General features: G+C 47.6%; 8 protein-coding genes. 5 read left to right on the top strand and 3 right to left on the bottom strand.

What is annotated here, in order from left to right; genetic code table 11:
* Nucleotides 1–44: 44 nt before the first annotated feature.
* From GHO25_RS06800 to GHO25_RS06790, 3 genes are read right to left on the bottom strand one after another with little or no spacing between them, the layout of a single operon-like run.
* Complete coding sequence (locus GHO25_RS06800) at nt 45–2,996, bottom strand: hypothetical protein (RefSeq protein WP_153390254.1); 2,952 nt, start codon at nt 2,994–2,996, stop codon at nt 45–47.
* Between the two features lie 47 nt (nt 2,997–3,043).
* Nucleotides 3,044–5,386 (bottom strand): hypothetical protein, encoded by a 2,343-nt coding sequence (locus GHO25_RS06795; RefSeq protein WP_153390252.1) that lies wholly within the window; start codon nt 5,384–5,386, stop codon nt 3,044–3,046.
* A gap of 39 nt (nt 5,387–5,425) precedes the next feature.
* Nucleotides 5,426–7,240 carry a hypothetical protein gene (locus GHO25_RS06790; protein WP_153390251.1) on the bottom strand — a complete coding sequence of 605 codons (1,815 nt, stop codon included), beginning with the start codon at nt 7,238–7,240 and terminating at the stop codon, nt 5,426–5,428.
* Between the two features lie 315 nt (nt 7,241–7,555).
* On the opposite strand from GHO25_RS06790, the gene GHO25_RS06785 reads away from it, so the two are divergent.
* The 5 genes from GHO25_RS06785 (at nt 7,556) to GHO25_RS06765 (ending at nt 17,951) form a co-directional block, all read left to right on the top strand.
* Entirely contained in the window at nt 7,556–12,484 is a 4,929-nt protein-coding gene (locus GHO25_RS06785) for an RHS repeat domain-containing protein (protein ID WP_153390249.1), read from the top strand.
* 409 nt (nt 12,485–12,893) lie between these two features.
* Nucleotides 12,894–13,424 (top strand): fimbrial protein, encoded by a 531-nt coding sequence (locus GHO25_RS06780; RefSeq protein ID WP_048368593.1) that lies wholly within the window; start codon nt 12,894–12,896, stop codon nt 13,422–13,424.
* Nucleotides 13,425–13,507: 83 nt separating this feature from the next.
* Nucleotides 13,508–14,263: a molecular chaperone gene (locus tag GHO25_RS06775; RefSeq protein WP_153390247.1), complete on the top strand. Its 756-nt coding sequence runs from the start codon at nt 13,508–13,510 to the stop codon at nt 14,261–14,263.
* 34 nt (nt 14,264–14,297) lie between these two features.
* Nucleotides 14,298–16,808, top strand: coding sequence for a fimbria/pilus outer membrane usher protein (locus GHO25_RS06770; RefSeq protein WP_048368595.1), 2,511 nt, complete (start codon nt 14,298–14,300; stop codon nt 16,806–16,808).
* Between the two features lie 57 nt (nt 16,809–16,865).
* Nucleotides 16,866–17,951: a fimbrial protein gene (locus GHO25_RS06765; RefSeq protein ID WP_053225203.1), complete on the top strand. Its 1,086-nt coding sequence runs from the start codon at nt 16,866–16,868 to the stop codon at nt 17,949–17,951.
* Nucleotides 17,952–17,959: the final 8 nt, after the last annotated feature.

The following is a 17,959-nucleotide window of genomic DNA, read 5'->3' as shown; positions in this document are numbered from 1 at the left end:
TTGCCTCTTGTTAAGAATCAAATATATAAAACACACGACCAACCTCACAGGAATTTTAACTCCATATTTTGTCGGTCATGAATCGACTCAGCAGGAAACCCTACTACACACTTATAGGTATTACCGTGTTGATCAACAAATGCAATATTGATATCGCTATAAAGTCTATCGCGGGCCACAATATCCTCTTGTGCAACTAAAGCACCATATCGCACATCGTCAGTTCGATGCATACTAACAATAAAATCCCCTTCAGCTATAGCCTTCTCAAGAGGGAAAGTCGGCACAGTTTGTGTCAACATGATATTTTTCATCCAAGGGTCGACATATATATTACTGCTTTTTTCTTCACCTGATTCTACATCAGTCAATTTAGCGGGATTCCAGGCGTATCCGGAGAAACTAAACATAGTTTCTTCTAACAGTCTTGATTCCCAGCGTACCGTCGATTTGTGTCCAAAACCTGTAGCTGTTGGAAGGAAACTCAAGCGCGCCATCTTGCAATTGAAAAACTTTAACTCGTAATAATCAATCGTATTCAAGTGGAAATCATAATAATCACCGGGTTCCGGCTCAAGCTGCTCGTGTTGATTTATTGCCTTGGTTATTCCAGTTTTAAGCGTACCATCAGAAATCATTATTTTATCGAATGTGTAGTCTTTATTGACTATCAACCGAGGGGGATCTACAGGCGTGAGATTGACTTGACCGTTGATGGCATCGGAGGTATTTGAATAAAACGTTTCCTCATTATTCCCGCCAACAAATGAGAGATGGAATGTACCATTTTCCTTTGCCGGCATTGTCGTTTGTACATACAATTCAAAATTGGCAGTACTTTGTTCGCTCAGGGGCTCCGCTGAGGCTAAACCCAGCGCTGGAACTCCAGCCCCCGGAAAAAGATGATAGGCGTTGGCAATAGTCGTGGTTGCCCATGCGCCAACACCTGGTGAGATCCCCACCTGTCCTGGCGGCAATGGATTAACCTGCGCCCCCCCGGAAGTCACTAATCGCAGTGATTGCAATTCTAAACTTGAAGGCCGTTGCGGGTTATTATTAAGCACCGTAGTTTCTATACTGACAGCCAATTTAACCTGTTGTAAACCGTTACGATATACATAACCAGTCGGGCCTAAGTTGCCCGAGCTGTCCCGTACTTTTACAGTGAACTTTGCCAACTTTGTCCAGCCAGGCCCCTCTTCAAACTTATCGAACTCAATGGTGCTGTAACCCGTGAAAGTGAAAATACCCGAGGTCTTGACACACTTAACTAGCGTCACTGGATCTACCACTGGATCAGGAGCAGTAAATATACCTGATTGAGGGTTTTCGAATGCTCCCCCGCCTCGAATCACACTCCATGTAGTTGTATCCGCTGGAAAGTCATCCTCCACCGCAAAAGTAACAGTTTTACCTCTTGTCAGATGTGAGGTATGAGCAGGGCTTACCCCAAGAGACAAATAATTATTGAATAAAACTACCGTTGACTGGGCTGTTTCTTTAAGCGCTTCATCATAAACACTAATAACTTGAACCGTCTCGAAGGTTGCTTGCTCTGCAGTAGGAGGCGTATAAATGGCGGTATTTCCACTGCCCAACACCTCTAGTTTCCCCACCAAAGGTAACGACAGCGACCATGTCAATTTTGAGGTCGCACTAGTCGCAGCAAACAAGGTAACTGTCTTCGGGGTTAACTCAATAATTCGGCTACTGACCTGAGGCGCAATTACCATACGCTCAGCTGTAACCATGACAGCCGCTGACACCTTATAAAATACATCATCAAGAATAACCGTGCCGGTAATAACCACCCGTGCCGTATCGGCTTCAATATCATCCACGCCCATCGCGGTATAAATACCGTCTGAATTAATAGCACCATCCCCTTTCAGGGTATGACTATTCAGACTCTTAGCGGTCCATGTCACGCCCGATACGGCTGTACCATCGCTGCGTTTCACACTAAACGCTTGGGTCTGTCCCACCTTCAAGGTAGACAACAAAGGATGAATCACCAACTGCGTGGCCGAAGGATTCACATTACCGAAGTTAATATAATCAAACGGTTCAGCACTGTCTTTACTGAGGAAGCTATCTGCTCCAGGAACGAGCAAATTACTCAGTTGCTCGATGCTTTTATCATTGACATAATCACTCCACTTTTGCGTAACAACAACCGCAGCTGAATAAATATCCTGGCCCAATTCATCTTGATCATCCGGGATCAAGTATGGAAAACCAGAGCCTTCCCTCGGTAGATTGCCTATTTCTGTATCAGCGGCGACACGCACAAATACAACAACGCCACCATCTCCATAATTAGAGGCTGTTAAATTGTCCGCGCCAGGTGCACGCTGGGTAAGTATTGAAAACTCTTTGGGTGCAAGAGGGTCATAACTCCCCATGTCCAAGACCCCCAGCACAAACACCCGTTGAGTCTCTGGCAAGGAATTAAAAAAATCCTTGAAACCAGTCCCTAGTGGCACTTGGTCTAGAGCGTCAGGCAACAAATTACAGCTGAAGTCTACACCTTTGGACAAGTCCATCATTACAACGCCCAACTCCGATACACTACCCGTAATCATCGAGAGTTGGAGGCGCATGGTCACTTGATAACCATGCGACTCTCGAATTTTCAAACTGGTATTCACACGTGCGGCTTTTTCACCCGGCTGCATCAGTAATAAATTGCCAGAAACAATATTCAGAGTAACGGTTGCCATTGACTCGTCAAGTGATGCCGCCTGTTCGAAAGACAATAACGGTTTTCCAAGTACAACGGAGTCCAGCTTTACAGTTGCATTTGAACTGCTTGATAACGAAATTTCGCCTGCAAACCCAGGAAAAAAACTATTGCCCTCCATGCGGGATACATACTGCTGCTCTAACAATCGATTAAGCCTAGTCTTGTTAAAAACATTGACAGCCCCCCAACCAAACGTGACGGACTGGCCAGCCATTTGCTTTAGTATTTCTTCACGCGAGTTAATACCCATTACGGCACCTCATTCAAAAATTTAAAAAAATTTATCTGCCCTACACATCAAGGTGCAGCATAGGCAACCAGCGGCAAGGGTATTACGATAAAAGAGCTAAATGTAAAAGGCCCGCTTGCATATTTGCACTTTGCTATTGCAAAAGTATCGCTATTATTTTCAGATTGGGTATAAAGACCCTTTGCATCAATCGTACCACTGCCCACGACTGTAAGTGTCGTGGCCGCTTCTGCGATTATATCAGCCCCCCCAGTCACCCATTCTAATTGCACCGTAGTGGCTGTTGAACTACCCTCGACCATCGCAGCGCCCGCATCCGCAGTGCGATTAACGATGACAGTGGCGACAACTTGATTGCCTGACTCATCTGTCACGCTAACACTATCGATATCATAAGGACTTGTTGAATCCGTATAGTTAGGCGTATAGACATTACTGTAGCCAATCTTATCTTGCAGTCCACCTTGACCCGGGCCAATCAGCTCCCATGAAAGTGAAGCCCCACTCACATGATTGGCACTGAATGAGACGTTGTCGCCTTCAATTGGAGTCTTACCAATTGTTTTCACTGTTAGTAAAGGATTCACTGTAATGGTTTTTTTCAGCACACTGACTAATGCATAGCTGACATAATTGCCTTTTTTTGCAACTACGCGTTCGCGGATAAAGTCACCTTTAAAACCAGATAAATCAGGCGGTGTATACAGGCCAGTGCTGGTATCAATAGTTCCCTTTAACGTGCCGTCGCCAGAAACAGATTCAACTGACCATACCACATCTGTTACCGTGGCAGGCTCAACTCTAAACTGATGAGTGGTGCCAACAGGCATTATGTGTGCCATAGGTGTTATTTCGTAAGCTGAAAATGAATGGCCCACTGTACCTTGCATGACCAGATCGTTAGGCAGGCTACAACTGTTCAGGCTGACGGAATCTTCATTTCTGAAAAGTATACTCTCAAGAACGAACGTGTTCAGTTCTGGCAAACCAGCGAGGGCATTGTGGGTTGCAGCTTTAATCTTACCGATCATCTCTGGCACGTATTCACTTTTGTACTTAATACACAGCCTGTTCATAACGTCATTAAGCGCGTCAGTGGCGGCGGGTATGCTAGTGCACTTAATTGTCTCGGATCGGCTAGGCTCATTATCCATGACCGAGCTAACTTCCAAACCACTGCCATCGGCCTTAACTTTATAAGATGCCTTTGATGACCCCGCCCAAGTTTGAGCTAAAGTCCCAACCCATTGTGAACCCCAGTTATTAAAATAACCTGCTGAAATATCAACTGTATTCTGGCCACTCCAAGCAGCTGTAATGTACTCGCCCGCCGCAGTCACCTTTAGTTGATTACCTTCACCTGCAAACTCCAAGGTTTGGTAAGCAATGGTCACCGGCAATGTGGCCCCTTCACTCTCAGTTACATAGTTGTAGCTTTTGTGTTGCACATCAGCACTTCCACTTAGCGTTTTAAGTACATAGTCATTCTCTTCTTTAACAGCGGTACTGGTCATCGAAGAATAAAACGACGAGAGTTGCGGGTGTACCACTTTTTCAAGCAGTGTTTTTTGCCCTAACATAATAATTGCAGAGTCTCTGCTCGTCAGGTAGGGAAAATCAGCTGGGAGTGCTGTCCCGACAAGGTCTCCCTGCATCGCTACCAGCACCAACAACTCGCCGTCGGCAATACCTGTAGAACCAGGAAGTTGACGAACATAAAGTACTATCGACGCAGGCTTAAGGTATTGATTCTTACTTTTGTCAATCGTACTCAAGACCCAGACTTTTTGATCCAGAGGTAGTTTTTCTTTAAAGTAGGCCTGAATCGCTTTACCTACATCTTCCTGATCCATACTATGTTCATTAACATCAACTGTGAAACCGGTTCCTTCACTAATATCAAAAACCACCTGGTCTTTGTCATTTACCGCACCTTTCCTGGCCATCAGGTCAAGTGTCATGGTTAACACTTGGCCGTCCAGCGGGTCCAGTACACTAATCGACGTGACAATCCCCTTGGCTGCGACAGTTTTATATGAACCGGCAATGATCGGCAGCCGAAGCTTACAACGCGGATCATTACTGACATCTCCATCCGTATGATTTTCGAAGGACATGAGTGGCGCATCAAACTCATATCCAGATAGCTGCTTCGTCTCTGCCCCTCCTGACACCGAAAGACTGATAGGTAGCGCAACGCTTGCCGAATTGAAGCGCTGAATGTACTCCTGCTTTAACACTTTATTGGCTGATTGACGGTCATACGCCAAAATAGCACCCCAACCATAGGTTCTTGACCCTTCAGCAAGCCACTGATTAAGTTTTAAAGTATCATTCACTACTGGCACAGTTTTAGTTAACTTGCTCAACGCCCTGAATTCTTTTGACATATTGCACCTCAGTGTTTTTAATTGCCATTGTGACTTTGGTTAAGCAACCAATTTAAATTCAACAGTCGGGAAAGTTTGATAGCTCTCCCCACCATCGAAACTGACACTGGTTTTAATCGAAAATATTTCACCCAACGTCAACCCATTGAGGTAACTCAACGGTAAGATCACATCAAACTTCCCGAGCTGAGCCTCAGCCAGCACTACTTTTCGGCTGCGGCATAAATCATAGTTTTCACCCGCATCACTTACTCCGCCATTAGCCTCAATGGTGACTAATTGATCTGCTGCCATGAATTTCCACTTATCCAGATAAAACGGGGCACCGCTACTTGGCACTTTCGCCCGTGAAATCTCTGTTACTGCGCCCTCCAACGCACACTTCAAACGTGTGTATTGGTTGACGGGCAATTTATTAATCTCAATATTGAAGGGGGCTGAATAGTAAATTTCCTTATCATCCACCGGGTGCTCAGGTACGACGCTATACACGACATCTATTCGCTTACCCATATAGACCGGAATAAACTCCAACGGAACTTTGAATTCTCGTGGATTACTTTCTAGTGCCGCCCCCGTGTAAGCTGCACTCCCATCTACAAAAGCCCATTCAACGTGTACCGTATCGCCCGCCTCAATAATTGCAGCATCCGGGACTATCACACTCGCCCCGCGCACTGCCCCCTCCATTGCATCATACATAAACTGATCTTCATCATCCGGATAGGCTGTTTTAACCATTGGCGCAATTAAACTTCGCGTTTGGCGAACTTGGAACTCTAATACATTAGAAGTTCTCGATAGCTTCTGACGGCCCCACTGATAAAATAGTTGGATCGTCTGCCAGTTGTTAGCCTTTAACCAATTAGCGTCAAACACACACTCCACTCTGCCACTGTCTAGGTTCGATGGGTCAACGCGCAGTGTTTTTAATGCACTTAATGTCTGCACAGTGCTCATTCCGTACACTCGAATGTCATCTCCTATTCGGGCCCCTTCGTACAAAGGGATACGTACAGTAATACCGTTGGGGTACTTATCCGGGTTAACGTCCGCGCCACTAAAACTATCAAATATAGGCGCTTCCAGTTTTGGCTCTACAGCAGGAATGATCTCATAGCGTTGTCGGCTTGCAATTGAAGTTAAACCACTGTCATTCGGCGCATAGTCAATTGTGTAATCCAGGTAGCCAAAGCCATTTTCGATAAAGTCAAATAAAGACTTCTCAATAATCCATGACAGCGGTTTACCAATATCGTTGCTTTGCAGAATATATTGATAAGTATCCGAGTCACCCGGATCACTCGGGTCGCCCGGATCGCTGCCCTGCATATACCCAGACCAAGAAAAAGTAACTTTGTCTCCTACGGCCATTGCTTGATAGGGCAGTACGCTGACACTGGCCCCCTCCCCAGGAAGCTCATCAATATTGATACACAGTGCATGAGACTGCGTAATATGAGCGGCCGGAAGTAACTGTGCAGGACGTTTACCGATATAAATCATTAAACGTCTGGACTCTGCACTTATTGTCGTTTCGCCCTTGAGTCTTAATGCATAAGAATAAAAAGCCCAGCCCTGATCCAGTGGCGCAATTGCAATGTTAGGTAGATTGACCAGCATCCCCTTGGCCAGCTCGGCTTCTGATCCTGAAACGTCAACAGGGGAATCAATAAAATCGATGACCTCACCGCTTTCACTGCACCCACGCCAATTCGGATAAAGTGTATCGCCTTCTATAATACCGTCGTATTTGATATAGGTCAGAAGGGGGCCTGAACCCAACTCCTCCAAATCCAAAACTTTTTCGGCATCTAAACTTTCAATGATAGGTAGCGGAAATGTATCAGCCACGACAATTACTCCACAGAGGCATTTAATAAGCAGACACTTAACGCCAGTGTCCCCAGCTTGAGCCTGACGATTTTTTTCAGGTTACGCTCTAAATCATCATGCGCCTACTAGCTAATCTGATAGGTTCGCGCCGCGGTTACAGCTGTTAGTCTTGGCTTATACGCTCACGTATTCACCTTGCTACCAGGTTTATTTTGTACATGATTACCGGCCTTTTTAATTTCGTGAGCTCATCGCTCTGAGGTCAGCGTTGCCTATCGTTAACCATAATAACCATTCACTTATTGCCCACTCTTTAAGAAGAGACCCAGACTCATGACCACTCCAACTGCGGTGCACTCAAATGCTTTCAATTTTCTAGGTGCCCTACAAAGCGGCGTTGATCAACGCACGGGGCAATACACCCTGTCGATCAATTTGCCAGAGATTAAAAGCAACTCTCTCAACGGCCCCAGTATCCCGCTGGTATTGAGCTTTAGCCCCATTAGCCGTATCGATCGAGGCTTTGGTTATGGCTGGAATTTATATCTCACGCATTTTGATATAAGCACTCAAATTATTTCACTACGCTCCGGTGAAACCTTCAAAGTCACTGAATGGGACAGCATTACCTCACGCGCAATTATCCCCGAGCAGCGTCTTGATACGTTTCATTTATACGATGAGGGTAATAATCAATATCGCGTCATGCATCTTTCAGGAGAGATGGAAATCCTGGTTAATCAGGGCACTGTCGCGATGCCTGAAGAATTTTATTCTGCACAAGGTCATAAAATCACTTTGGCCTATACGGACTTTCAAGGTGAGCCTTTTTTAAATGCTATTACCGACTCTGACGATTTGCCGATATTGTCTATAGAACGCGACCCCAATGATGACTTCGTGCACATCGACATATACCCATTTTCCGGAGGACAGGGGCAGCCGATTGCGCGCTATAGCTTGGAGCTAACGGGCGTCGATAATCACGTCACTAAAATCCACTTGCCTTCTGACGATTTGACTTCTTGGGCATTTGAATATAGACAGGTTTTTGAATGCCTGTGTCTGGAAAAAGTCACCACGCCAACCGGGGGGCATGAAGCCATTACTTATGACAGTCAAGGTCATTTGCACCCAGCATCCGGCACCAGCCCGCTGCCACGTGTTGCTACCCATGTGGTGTTTCCATTGTTTGATCAACCGCCGATCGAGAACCACTATAGCTACAGCGACGAGAACTTTATGGGCTATGGCGCAGGCGGCTTTGACTGGGATGACGATGGCCTTGATAACCTATTCAAGGTGAATAGCGATTACACCTATCACAGTACCGAATCATTGATTGTTGAGGGTAAGGCCGAACGAATAATAGAACGCAGGTTTAATCGTTATCATTTGTTGAGCCATGAAGTCACCACACAAAATGATCATGTTCACCGTGTCATCAATGAGTACCCACTTTATAGTGGTCAATCTTTTTACCAGCAAATGCCATACTGCCAAATGCCGATCAAAGTTAAAAGCACCTGGTATTTGGCTAATGATATAAATCAACTGCGTAGCGCATCAACCTCTACAACCTATTCTCACCGAGGAAACGTGTTGAGCCATACCACAGAAGAAGGGATGGTGGAGCTTTACACTTACTACAGCGCAAAAGGTGAAGACTCTGACGGCTACTTCTGCCCTCCCGACCCAGAAGGCTTTGTGTACCGAGTACGTGATAAGAAAGTTATTCCGGCTCCCACTTCAACCGGCGAACCTGCAAACGCCTTGCTCACACGTTATTCTTATATGGCATTACCCTCTCTGGCTAGAGAGCGCGTCGACACTTTCTGTGTGCAGGAGAGCGAAACTCTCTTCGAAATCAAAGATGAACTCATTTTTGAACTGCAGAACAAGGTGGTGAGTTATTTTGATCTCCCGCAAGATCCACTGCTGCATGGTCGCATCCAACAGGAAGCCTTAACACTCAACAACAACACCACGACTACTGAATACACGTACACGCGCCTTGACGACTTGTCAGTGTTGGAGATCACGGAAACTATCAAGAGTGAGTTAGACCCAAAAACTCCGTTGAGTAAAACGCTGTTGAGGCAAGTATCCCTCTATACCGGCCTGCTGCAATACACGCTGGAAGGCGATGTTGCCCTACAGTACAGCTATGACGCGCTGGACAGGCTCATTCGACAAACTGTTGCTCCCGGCACTGATGTCGAAACCTCACTGTCCTATGCCTATGCACTCAGTGTAGAAGGCACCCAAGCCAAGCAAGTTGTGACAAATGCAGATGGCATTGAGACTCATACGTATGTTGATGGACTTAATCGCGCCGTTCGTACAACCCTGATTGATCCCGGCAGCCCACTAACTGTAGAGCGCCAAGTGTATTCCGCGCTTTACGACGTACGAGGCAATCTGGTCAGGGAAACCGAACATGACTGGATTGATGATGAGGAACGCTTATCCAGCAGTTTGATCGACTATGACGATTGGGGTCAGCAATTTTGTGTCACTGCGGCCGATGGCGTACAGACAGTCGAATATAACGACCCGATTGGTATTTCTGTAGGCACGCCTCCTGTCAAGCGGGCTACACAGACCCTCTACACCCAAAACAAAACAACGCCACAGCTAATCAGCGGCCTGACAATCAGCGTATTCAATGCATTCAAAAAACCGATAAAAACTGAAATATACACTGCCAACCGCACGCTAATGTCGGTCGATACTTATACATATGACGGTTTTGGACGCTGTATTGAGACAACCGACACGGCCAAACTCACTACGCGCTTTACTTACGATGCATGGTCCCGTCTGACAAGCACAACATTGCCCGATCTTACCCGAGTCAGCAGCGAATATGCCTCACACAGTAGCGGCGAGCTACGTGTTGCCACGCGCGTTCAACCCAATAATCACTTGCTTAAAGAGTACCTCGCGGGTGAACAGCAGTTTGATGGATTTGCACGACTCACCCAAATGACAACCGGTAAACGTAGCGAGCTTTATGACTATGTCGACGGGCAAAATCTGATCAGTCGCCTGACCAAAGCCAGTGGGACGCCCATTGACTATACCTATGACCTTAGACTTACCACTCAGGCGAAAACCACAGACGTCGCAGGCGAGGAGCTGTCCACCTTCAAATATAACGCTGTTAATGCATTGATGAGCTCAGCCGTCAACCCTGAAGGTAGATTGACCTACCTCTACAATAGTCATAAACAAATGATCAGTGAAACACGCACTGATAACAGTGGGACAACTTGGGAAACGCAATTTACCTATTCATTACAAGGTCAGCCCCTTAGCAAAACCGAATACAACGGCATGCGCAGAATCTACGAATATGATGACAACGCGCGTCTTTTACGCGTACAACAGTCTGAAGACGATGAGGATAAAGCGCTGAGTGTGAGCTTTGCTTACAACAGCCTGGGCCAGTTATCGCAGACGATAACGAGTGACCGTGCAGCCGATACCCTATTAACAGTTGAGATTGGGTATAACGATCAAGGACAGGAAGTGCTGCGCTCACAAACCTTGAACAGTGAAGCGCCACGCATTCTCGGCCAGACGTGGTACCCCAATAACCTGCTACGCACACGTGAACTTAACAGTGACGGTGCCCTGCTATTGAAAGAAACATTTGAATATGACGCCCGCGGCCGACTGCGGCTGCATATATGCGAAGGTGATAACTTACCCAAGGATCGTTATGGCAATGCAATTACTCGACAAACGTTCAGGTTTGATTCGCTTGACAATATTCAACGCTGCGCCACCATATTTGCCGACGCTACAACGGATCTTGCCCAGTTCACCTACGACATTGAAGATAAGTGCCGCCTTCTAAACGTGACCCATACTCACCCTTCCTACCCAGCAACTCAGGCATTCGAGTATGACGCTAATGGCAACATGCTCAATGATGAGCAGAACCAGCGTCTTATCTATGACTCCCAAGGCCGACTGCTGCAAGTTGAGGCGGTCCGGGATGCGCAGATCAGCGGGCGTTATCGCTACGATGCACACAATCAATTAATCACCACTCAAGTCGGCGAGCAGCCTGAAACCTTGCGCTTTTATGAAGGTAATCGCCTGAGCCTTTCAGTTCAAGAAGGTATTAGCACTCACTTTCTGACCATCAGCGGGCAGCCGATCGGCCAACAACAGGCTGGTGACGACAGTAAAACCCTGGTGTTACTGACTGACGCCAGTCATACCGTAGTCGGCGAGTGCTTGCAAAATCAGTTATTGACCGCTAGCTACACTGCTTATGGCGAACGCAGCAGTGAACAAAACCTGCAAAGCCTGATGGCATTCAATGGCGAAGTGCGTGATGAGGCCAGTGGTTGGTATTTACTCGGTAAAGGCTACCGAGCTTACAACCCACAACTGATGCGCTTCCACAGTCCCGATTCGATGAGTCCATTTGGTGCGGGTGGGCTAAATCCATATGCGTATTGCCTGGGCAATCCCATTGCATTAAGTGACCCCACCGGGCATGCGGGTTCAGGTCGCAACATTCGTCCTAAATATGTAGCGCCGCGTAGCAGCGGTGGCGGTATCGGCGCCTGGATAGGCGTGATTATTGGTGCTGTGCTTTTAGTTGCAACTGTAATCGCAACGGTATTTTTCCCACCTGTGGCAGCCATAGCTTCGAGTGTGGCAACCAGTTTCACAACAGCTCTGTCTGCACTGACAAGTTCTACGCCAGTACTCATGGCTGGCTATGCAGTTAGCTATTGGACTTCGACCATCATCACCACCTTCATCACAGCACCGACAATTTTGGAAAAAACTTTTGTGGCTCTTGATGCAGTGACGACCAGCTTAGATGCGATATCCATAGGCACAAAGAGTCCAACATTAGCCAATGTTCTGGACAAGGCTAACTGGACACTGCTGGCTGCAGACGCTACGTTGGCAATCACGCGAATACTTGACCTTGACCTTGCCCTTGACCTTGCTAAAGCTGCGACCTCCAGTGGGCTTAGAGCTACACGCAATGTACAAAAATCTTTAGCCTCATTTACACCTATAGAGGCTGGAGTAACGACATCAGTAGGAGATGCTAAATTATTTAATCCAGCAACCTCTTCGACTGACGTCTATACGATTGATATCTATTCAAAAGTGCCAGATATAAAACCCCTTAATCCTTACCGCTTGGCTAAAACTTACCCTACTGTCGAGACTCCAGATCGCGTCATAACTACTGAAGCAGGTGTTCGCAATACCAGGGCGTGAATATAGGGTAATTCTTAAAAACTTCTCGCCCAAGTGAAACATTTGGCTCGAACAAGCTGAACAGTTCAGTCAGTAGACACAGATACCTTTCGCGTGAAATACATTATTTTACGTGAAGGGTATTATGTGACTGCAGCACTTATATCCCCCCTATAAGCCGCACGCGCTATGCGCTTGATCCAGTTGAACCGATGTGAGAGGCGGACCTGCCCAGTTCACTCAACCGCTGGAATATTAAATTCTAAATTTTCACCACCTGATAATTGAGAGTTCTCTCATATCTCAACCCGCTCAACCCCTGCAAAATCTGCCCTCTGAAACAACGCTACCCCTTTATAATCACCCTTATGTGCACTCGGCAATGTTTCGCATTTATACGCCGAACACATTTCCAAACAGGTTATACACCATGAAAAGCTCATTAATAACCTTGGGTCTTCTGACAGCCCTGACAGGTACCTCTGCCTTTGCCAACACCGGCACTATCAACTTCGTCGGTAAAATCGACAGTTCAACATGCCCTATAGAAGTGGTAAACCCAGGCAGTGGTGCGGTGACCAACGAGGTCAGCATGGGTTCTATATCACCCTCACGCTTTACTGAAGTCGGCCAGGAGTATCCGGGGAATGACTTTATTCTTCGTATACCCTTAGATGCGGATTGCGCTGTTGTAAATGCTGGAACCGTAACCTTCACCAGTAATGCTGCTGGTGATAATTATGCAACTAAAGTATATACAGGCGCAGCCACCGGGGTTGCAATTCTTATAAAGGATCATACAGGTGAGCCTGTGAAGAACGGCATCGCATCCAAATCCTATGTCTTGGACCCTCTCAAGGTTAACGACATGAAGTTTGATGCTTATTATGTCTCAACCTCAAAAGACGTGAGTGCCGGACCGGCTGATGCCGATATAAACTTCCTCGTCACTATCAAGTAATAGCCCACTGTTTGCCCTTGCCAGCCAAGGGCAGCACTTATCTGACTCGCCAACTTCTCACCTCGCTGACAGGTCTGCACTCCATGTTCGGTTTTATCAGAAAGACCACTGATTCAAAGCCTGCTTTGCTTATGATTACACTGTTATCTATATGCACTTTCTATAGCGCTTCCAACCATGCCGCCCTAGTTATAAGTGGCACCCGCATCGTGTATGACAGCGACAAGCGTAGTGTCTCCACTATTATTTCCAACCCCAGCAAAAAACCGTTTGCCGTTCAAACCTGGGTCAATACAATTGACGATGACAACACCACGGCAGTGCCTTTTATTCCATCCCCCGCTTTATTTCGATTAAATGCAGGAAAAGAACAGCACGTTCAAATCAACCTGCTCCCCCATCAATTACCTGACAACCAAGAGTCGGTCTTTTATTTTAATGTACAAGAAATCCCTCAAACCACTAAGTCCCAAGACGGGGTATTAAATATTGCATTACGCACTCGAATTAAATTGTTCTATCGCCCTACAGCGATCAAGGGCAACCCAGAGCTTCGATTAAAAGAGCTGCAATGGTCCATGAAAAAAATTGAGGGCAAGACTTATCTGGAGGTATATAACCCGACCCCCTATTACGTTTCCTTTCTACGCTTGGATGTTAGTTCAAACGGCCATATTCAGTCCCCTGAAAATCCGCCAATGGCTGCCCCCCTTTCTCATCAGGTTTACCCGATGGACAACACCAAGCTGGCCTCCGATATACAAGTCACGTTCTCTGCAATCAATGACTACGGCGGCTTCAGCACACCTTTATCCCGCCCGGTAGCGTTCGCTAACTAAAGCTTATCCCCGCATTGACCTACCAGGACCCTCCATGATCTACACACCCGGCCTATGCAATGCTCATGCGCGCCTGAAATTAACACGACTTTTTATCATGAGTGCCAGCTTAAACCTCACGTTCACAGCTTTTACATTCGCAAACGCGACAACACAGTTTCAATCCAGTTTTATGCGCCAAGGCACTGGACAAACAACCGATGCGGGCAACTATGCACTTGAAGCCCTTTCCAAAGGACATGACATCGTACCCGGACGTTATTGGGTGCATGTTCAAGCCAATTCACAACCGCTTGAACAGCAACAGATCAATTTCCTACTAAGCGAGGATGGCGAAACACTCAAACCTTGCTTGCCTGCAGCATTATTGACGTCAATTGGCATTAAACCGGACAGTGTGCAAGACCCTGCCTCCTTGAAAGCTGCCTGTGTGGATCTTTGGGCACTGATACCGGGCGCTACAACAGATTTTGACAGTGCCAAAATGCTGTTGGACATTTCTATCCCGCAAATTGCATTGCGTCGTGATGTCGCGGGGCATGTTGAACCAAAACGTTGGGATACCGGCATCAATGCTGCATTCATTAACTATCAAGCATCTGCACAGCAAAGCTCCAACCGTTACAGAGGCCAGAGCAGCAGCCAGGATTTATTTCTCAACAGCGGGATAAACCTGGGTGAATGGCAATTTCGCACCAATCACGTACTCCGTCGGGATGACACCGATAACGATCAGTGGACGCGCTCATTTAGTTACCTGCGACGAGATGTGCCGGGCACTAACGCGAATTTGACGCTGGGTGAAACGTCAACAGAAGGAGATATTTTTCGCAGCGTGCCTATTCAGGGAGTCCTGCTTCGTTCGGATCCAGGGATGCTGCCAGACGTGCTGCAAAGTTACGCACCCATCATTCGAGGCGTGGCGCTGACCCGAGCCAAACTCGAGGTGCGGCAAAACGGGTACCCCATTTACTCAACCTATGTCAGCGCCGGTCCTTATGAAATCGACGACCTGAGCACTGCTGGTGGCAGTGGTGAACTGGAAATAGTACTCACCGAAGAAGACGGTCAGATAAGACGGTTTACTCAGCCCTACGCGACCCTGAGCAATCTATTGCGCGAAGGTGTCTGGCGCTACAGCGCTGCTGCCGGACGTTATAACGCGGCAGGCCACCTGAGCGAGCCGATATTATGGCAAGGCACTTTAGCGATGGGCACCGCCTGGAACTCAACCCTCTATGGTGGCCTCATGGGGAGCAACTTTTATCAGGCTGGCACATTTGGCATCTCTAAAGACCTAGGTACATTCGGCGCCCTGGCGCTTGACGCAACCCGTTCCAGCGCCCAGATCGATTGGAATGATGTGCAAAGTCTGCAGGGGATGAGCTACGCCGTTAAATACGGCAAATCTTTCAGCTCGGGCACCAATCTTCGTTTTGCCGGTTATCGCTACTCCACCTCAGGCTATCGAGACTTTGATGAAGCGCTGCGCCAACGCAGCCAGGACTCCACGTTCTTTGGAAGCCGCCGTAGCCGGATAGAAGCCTCTGTTTATCAAAATTTAACGACTCGCAGCTCCTTAAACTTATCGCTTTCGCACCAAGACTACTGGGGGACGAGCTACAAGCAGCGTCAATTCCAGTTCAGCTTCAACACTCAGTTTCAGGACGTCACGCTTAACCTGTTTGCCTCGCAATCGTTAAGCGATAAGTACGCCAGTGATAGACAAATAGGTCTGAGTATTTCAATGCCACTGGACTTTGCCCGTGCCAGCAATGTCACATTTGACCTGCAAAAAAATGCCGACTACTACAGTCAGCGCACCAGCGTGAGTGGCAGCGCCTATGGCAATCGTCTCAATTATCGGGGCTCATTCAGCCACACCGAGCAACAGCAAGAATCCGCTACGTTATCGGCCAACTATCAAACACCCTATGCCAGCCTGGGCAGCGGCATTACTGTAGGACGTGAATACCGCAGTATGTCGGTGAACACCACTGGCGCGATCATGCTCCACGATCAAGGCATCGAGTTAAGCCCTTATTTGGGGGAAACCATGGCCTTAATTCAGGTGCCCGACATTGCCGGGGTTGGTGTCGCCAATACGAGCGCCATACGCACCAATGAAAAAGGTTTTGTACTGGCTCCTTACCTGCGCCCTTATCGGGTCAACTACCTTGAGCTCAATACTGACGATCTGGGACCAAATATCGAGATCGATAACGCTACTGCTCAGGTAATACCTCGACGAGGCGCGGTTGTGAAAAGCGTGTTTCCTGCCCGAAAAGTGAACCGAATCCTAATAACCGGTACCACAATCGATGGCCAACCGCTGCCTTTTGCTGCACTGGTAACCACAGTTACAGGTGAACAAAAGGGAATCATCGGCCAAGCCGGGCAAGTGCTGTTATCGACAACGCTTCAGTCGCAAACTCTGAACGTGGGCTGGGGTCCGGAACCAGAGCAAAACTGCAAAATGCACACAAATCCGGACACGATGCAACAAATCAACGGGTTTCATTTGCAGGCTCTGGTTTGCCAATAAATCGCCCTCTATAAGGGTGGTATTCAATATACCCCCCGGCCAATCTGGAATGACTCAATGAACACGTTTTCTCAACGGCTAGTGTGCCTGATTGGACTTGCTCTGTGCTCTAAGATGTCTATCGCTTTCGGCGCAGATGATGTGAACACTTGCTACTGGGTCAGCGGCTCAGGCCCTGTAACTTTTACTCCCGATGTAGGCGCTGTTTATATCCCAAGAGATGCGCCCTTGGGCAGTGTGATTGGGATTGTAAATGATCTGTTTCCGCAGAATCCTGAGAGAGGCTACATTGGTTGCGCAAACGACGGCAAAACGGTACTGAGCTTTAACGCCATTGCATCTGCCCCTATTTTCATAGGCCCCCTGCCGCCGACGCCGGGCACAATACTGCATTCCAACATTCCCGGAGTGGGGGTCAGAATTGAACTGCAAAGACCCTTGGTTAAAGAGTTTTCAGAAGACAACTCATTCACAGCCCTCAATGGCCCTTACGTGCCAATGGACAGCCAACACACAGGCGCAATGGGCAGTGCCAACTTCGGTTTGGGGAACTTACGTCATCGACTCACGCTGATCAAAATAGGCAAAATCGCACCCGGCCTGCACACACTGAATGGCGCTCAGTTGTTCAGTGGTCATTTCAGCGGCATAGGCAAGGCGTTTTCTTACGGTGTCACTGGCACCGTAATACAAGCGCAATGCAGTTTGTCAGGCAACCCTGTGAGTGCAAATCCGGTAAATCTGGGTGATTGGGACAACTCGCACTTTACTAAACCGGGGGATGTAACAGATGCGGTGGATTTTCACATCAATCTGATCGACTGCGAAGCAGACCCTGCAGACGCGAATATCGCAACGGCAAATATTCGTCTCGAAGGGGCCAAGGGATCGACGGTATTTGATGCTGCTAAAGGGATATTTACTCTGACTTCAAGCGCCACGGCAAAGGGGGTGGGAATTCAAATGCTCAGCGCCGATGGCCTGACTCCAATAGCTTTGGGAGTGGAAGTACCCGTGATCGCCATTCAGCCGGGTAACACGGTGCTGGACTTCAAGGCACGCATGTATCAGACCCATCCAGCTGACCAAGTTGAGTCCGGGTCAGTGGAAGGAGCCTTAAACTTCACACTTACCTACAAATAAATGCTCCC

The organism is Pseudomonas sp. FSL R10-1350, from assembly GCF_009600525.1.
GTDB classification, from domain to species: domain Bacteria; phylum Pseudomonadota; class Gammaproteobacteria; order Pseudomonadales; family Pseudomonadaceae; genus Aquipseudomonas; species Aquipseudomonas helleri.
The sequence above is the reverse complement of the archived record's forward strand: the minus strand, read 5'-3'. Positions and strand labels throughout refer to the sequence as shown.

Bases quoted from the DNA above. Each gene is read 5' to 3' on its own strand.
- GHO25_RS06800 (WP_153390254.1), bottom strand. From the start codon at position 2,996: ATGGGTATTAACTCGCGTGAAGAAATACTAAAGCAAATGGCTGGCCAG.
- GHO25_RS06795 (WP_153390252.1), bottom strand. From the start codon at position 5,386: ATGTCAAAAGAATTCAGGGCGTTGAGCAAGTTAACTAAAACTGTGCCA.
- GHO25_RS06785 (WP_153390249.1), top strand. From the start codon at position 7,556: ATGACCACTCCAACTGCGGTGCACTCAAATGCTTTCAATTTTCTAGGT.
- GHO25_RS06780 (WP_048368593.1), top strand. From the start codon at position 12,894: ATGAAAAGCTCATTAATAACCTTGGGTCTTCTGACAGCCCTGACAGGT.
- GHO25_RS06775 (WP_153390247.1), top strand. From the start codon at position 13,508: ATGTTCGGTTTTATCAGAAAGACCACTGATTCAAAGCCTGCTTTGCTT.
- GHO25_RS06770 (WP_048368595.1), top strand. From the start codon at position 14,298: ATGATCTACACACCCGGCCTATGCAATGCTCATGCGCGCCTGAAATTA.
- GHO25_RS06765 (WP_053225203.1), top strand. From the start codon at position 16,866: ATGAACACGTTTTCTCAACGGCTAGTGTGCCTGATTGGACTTGCTCTG.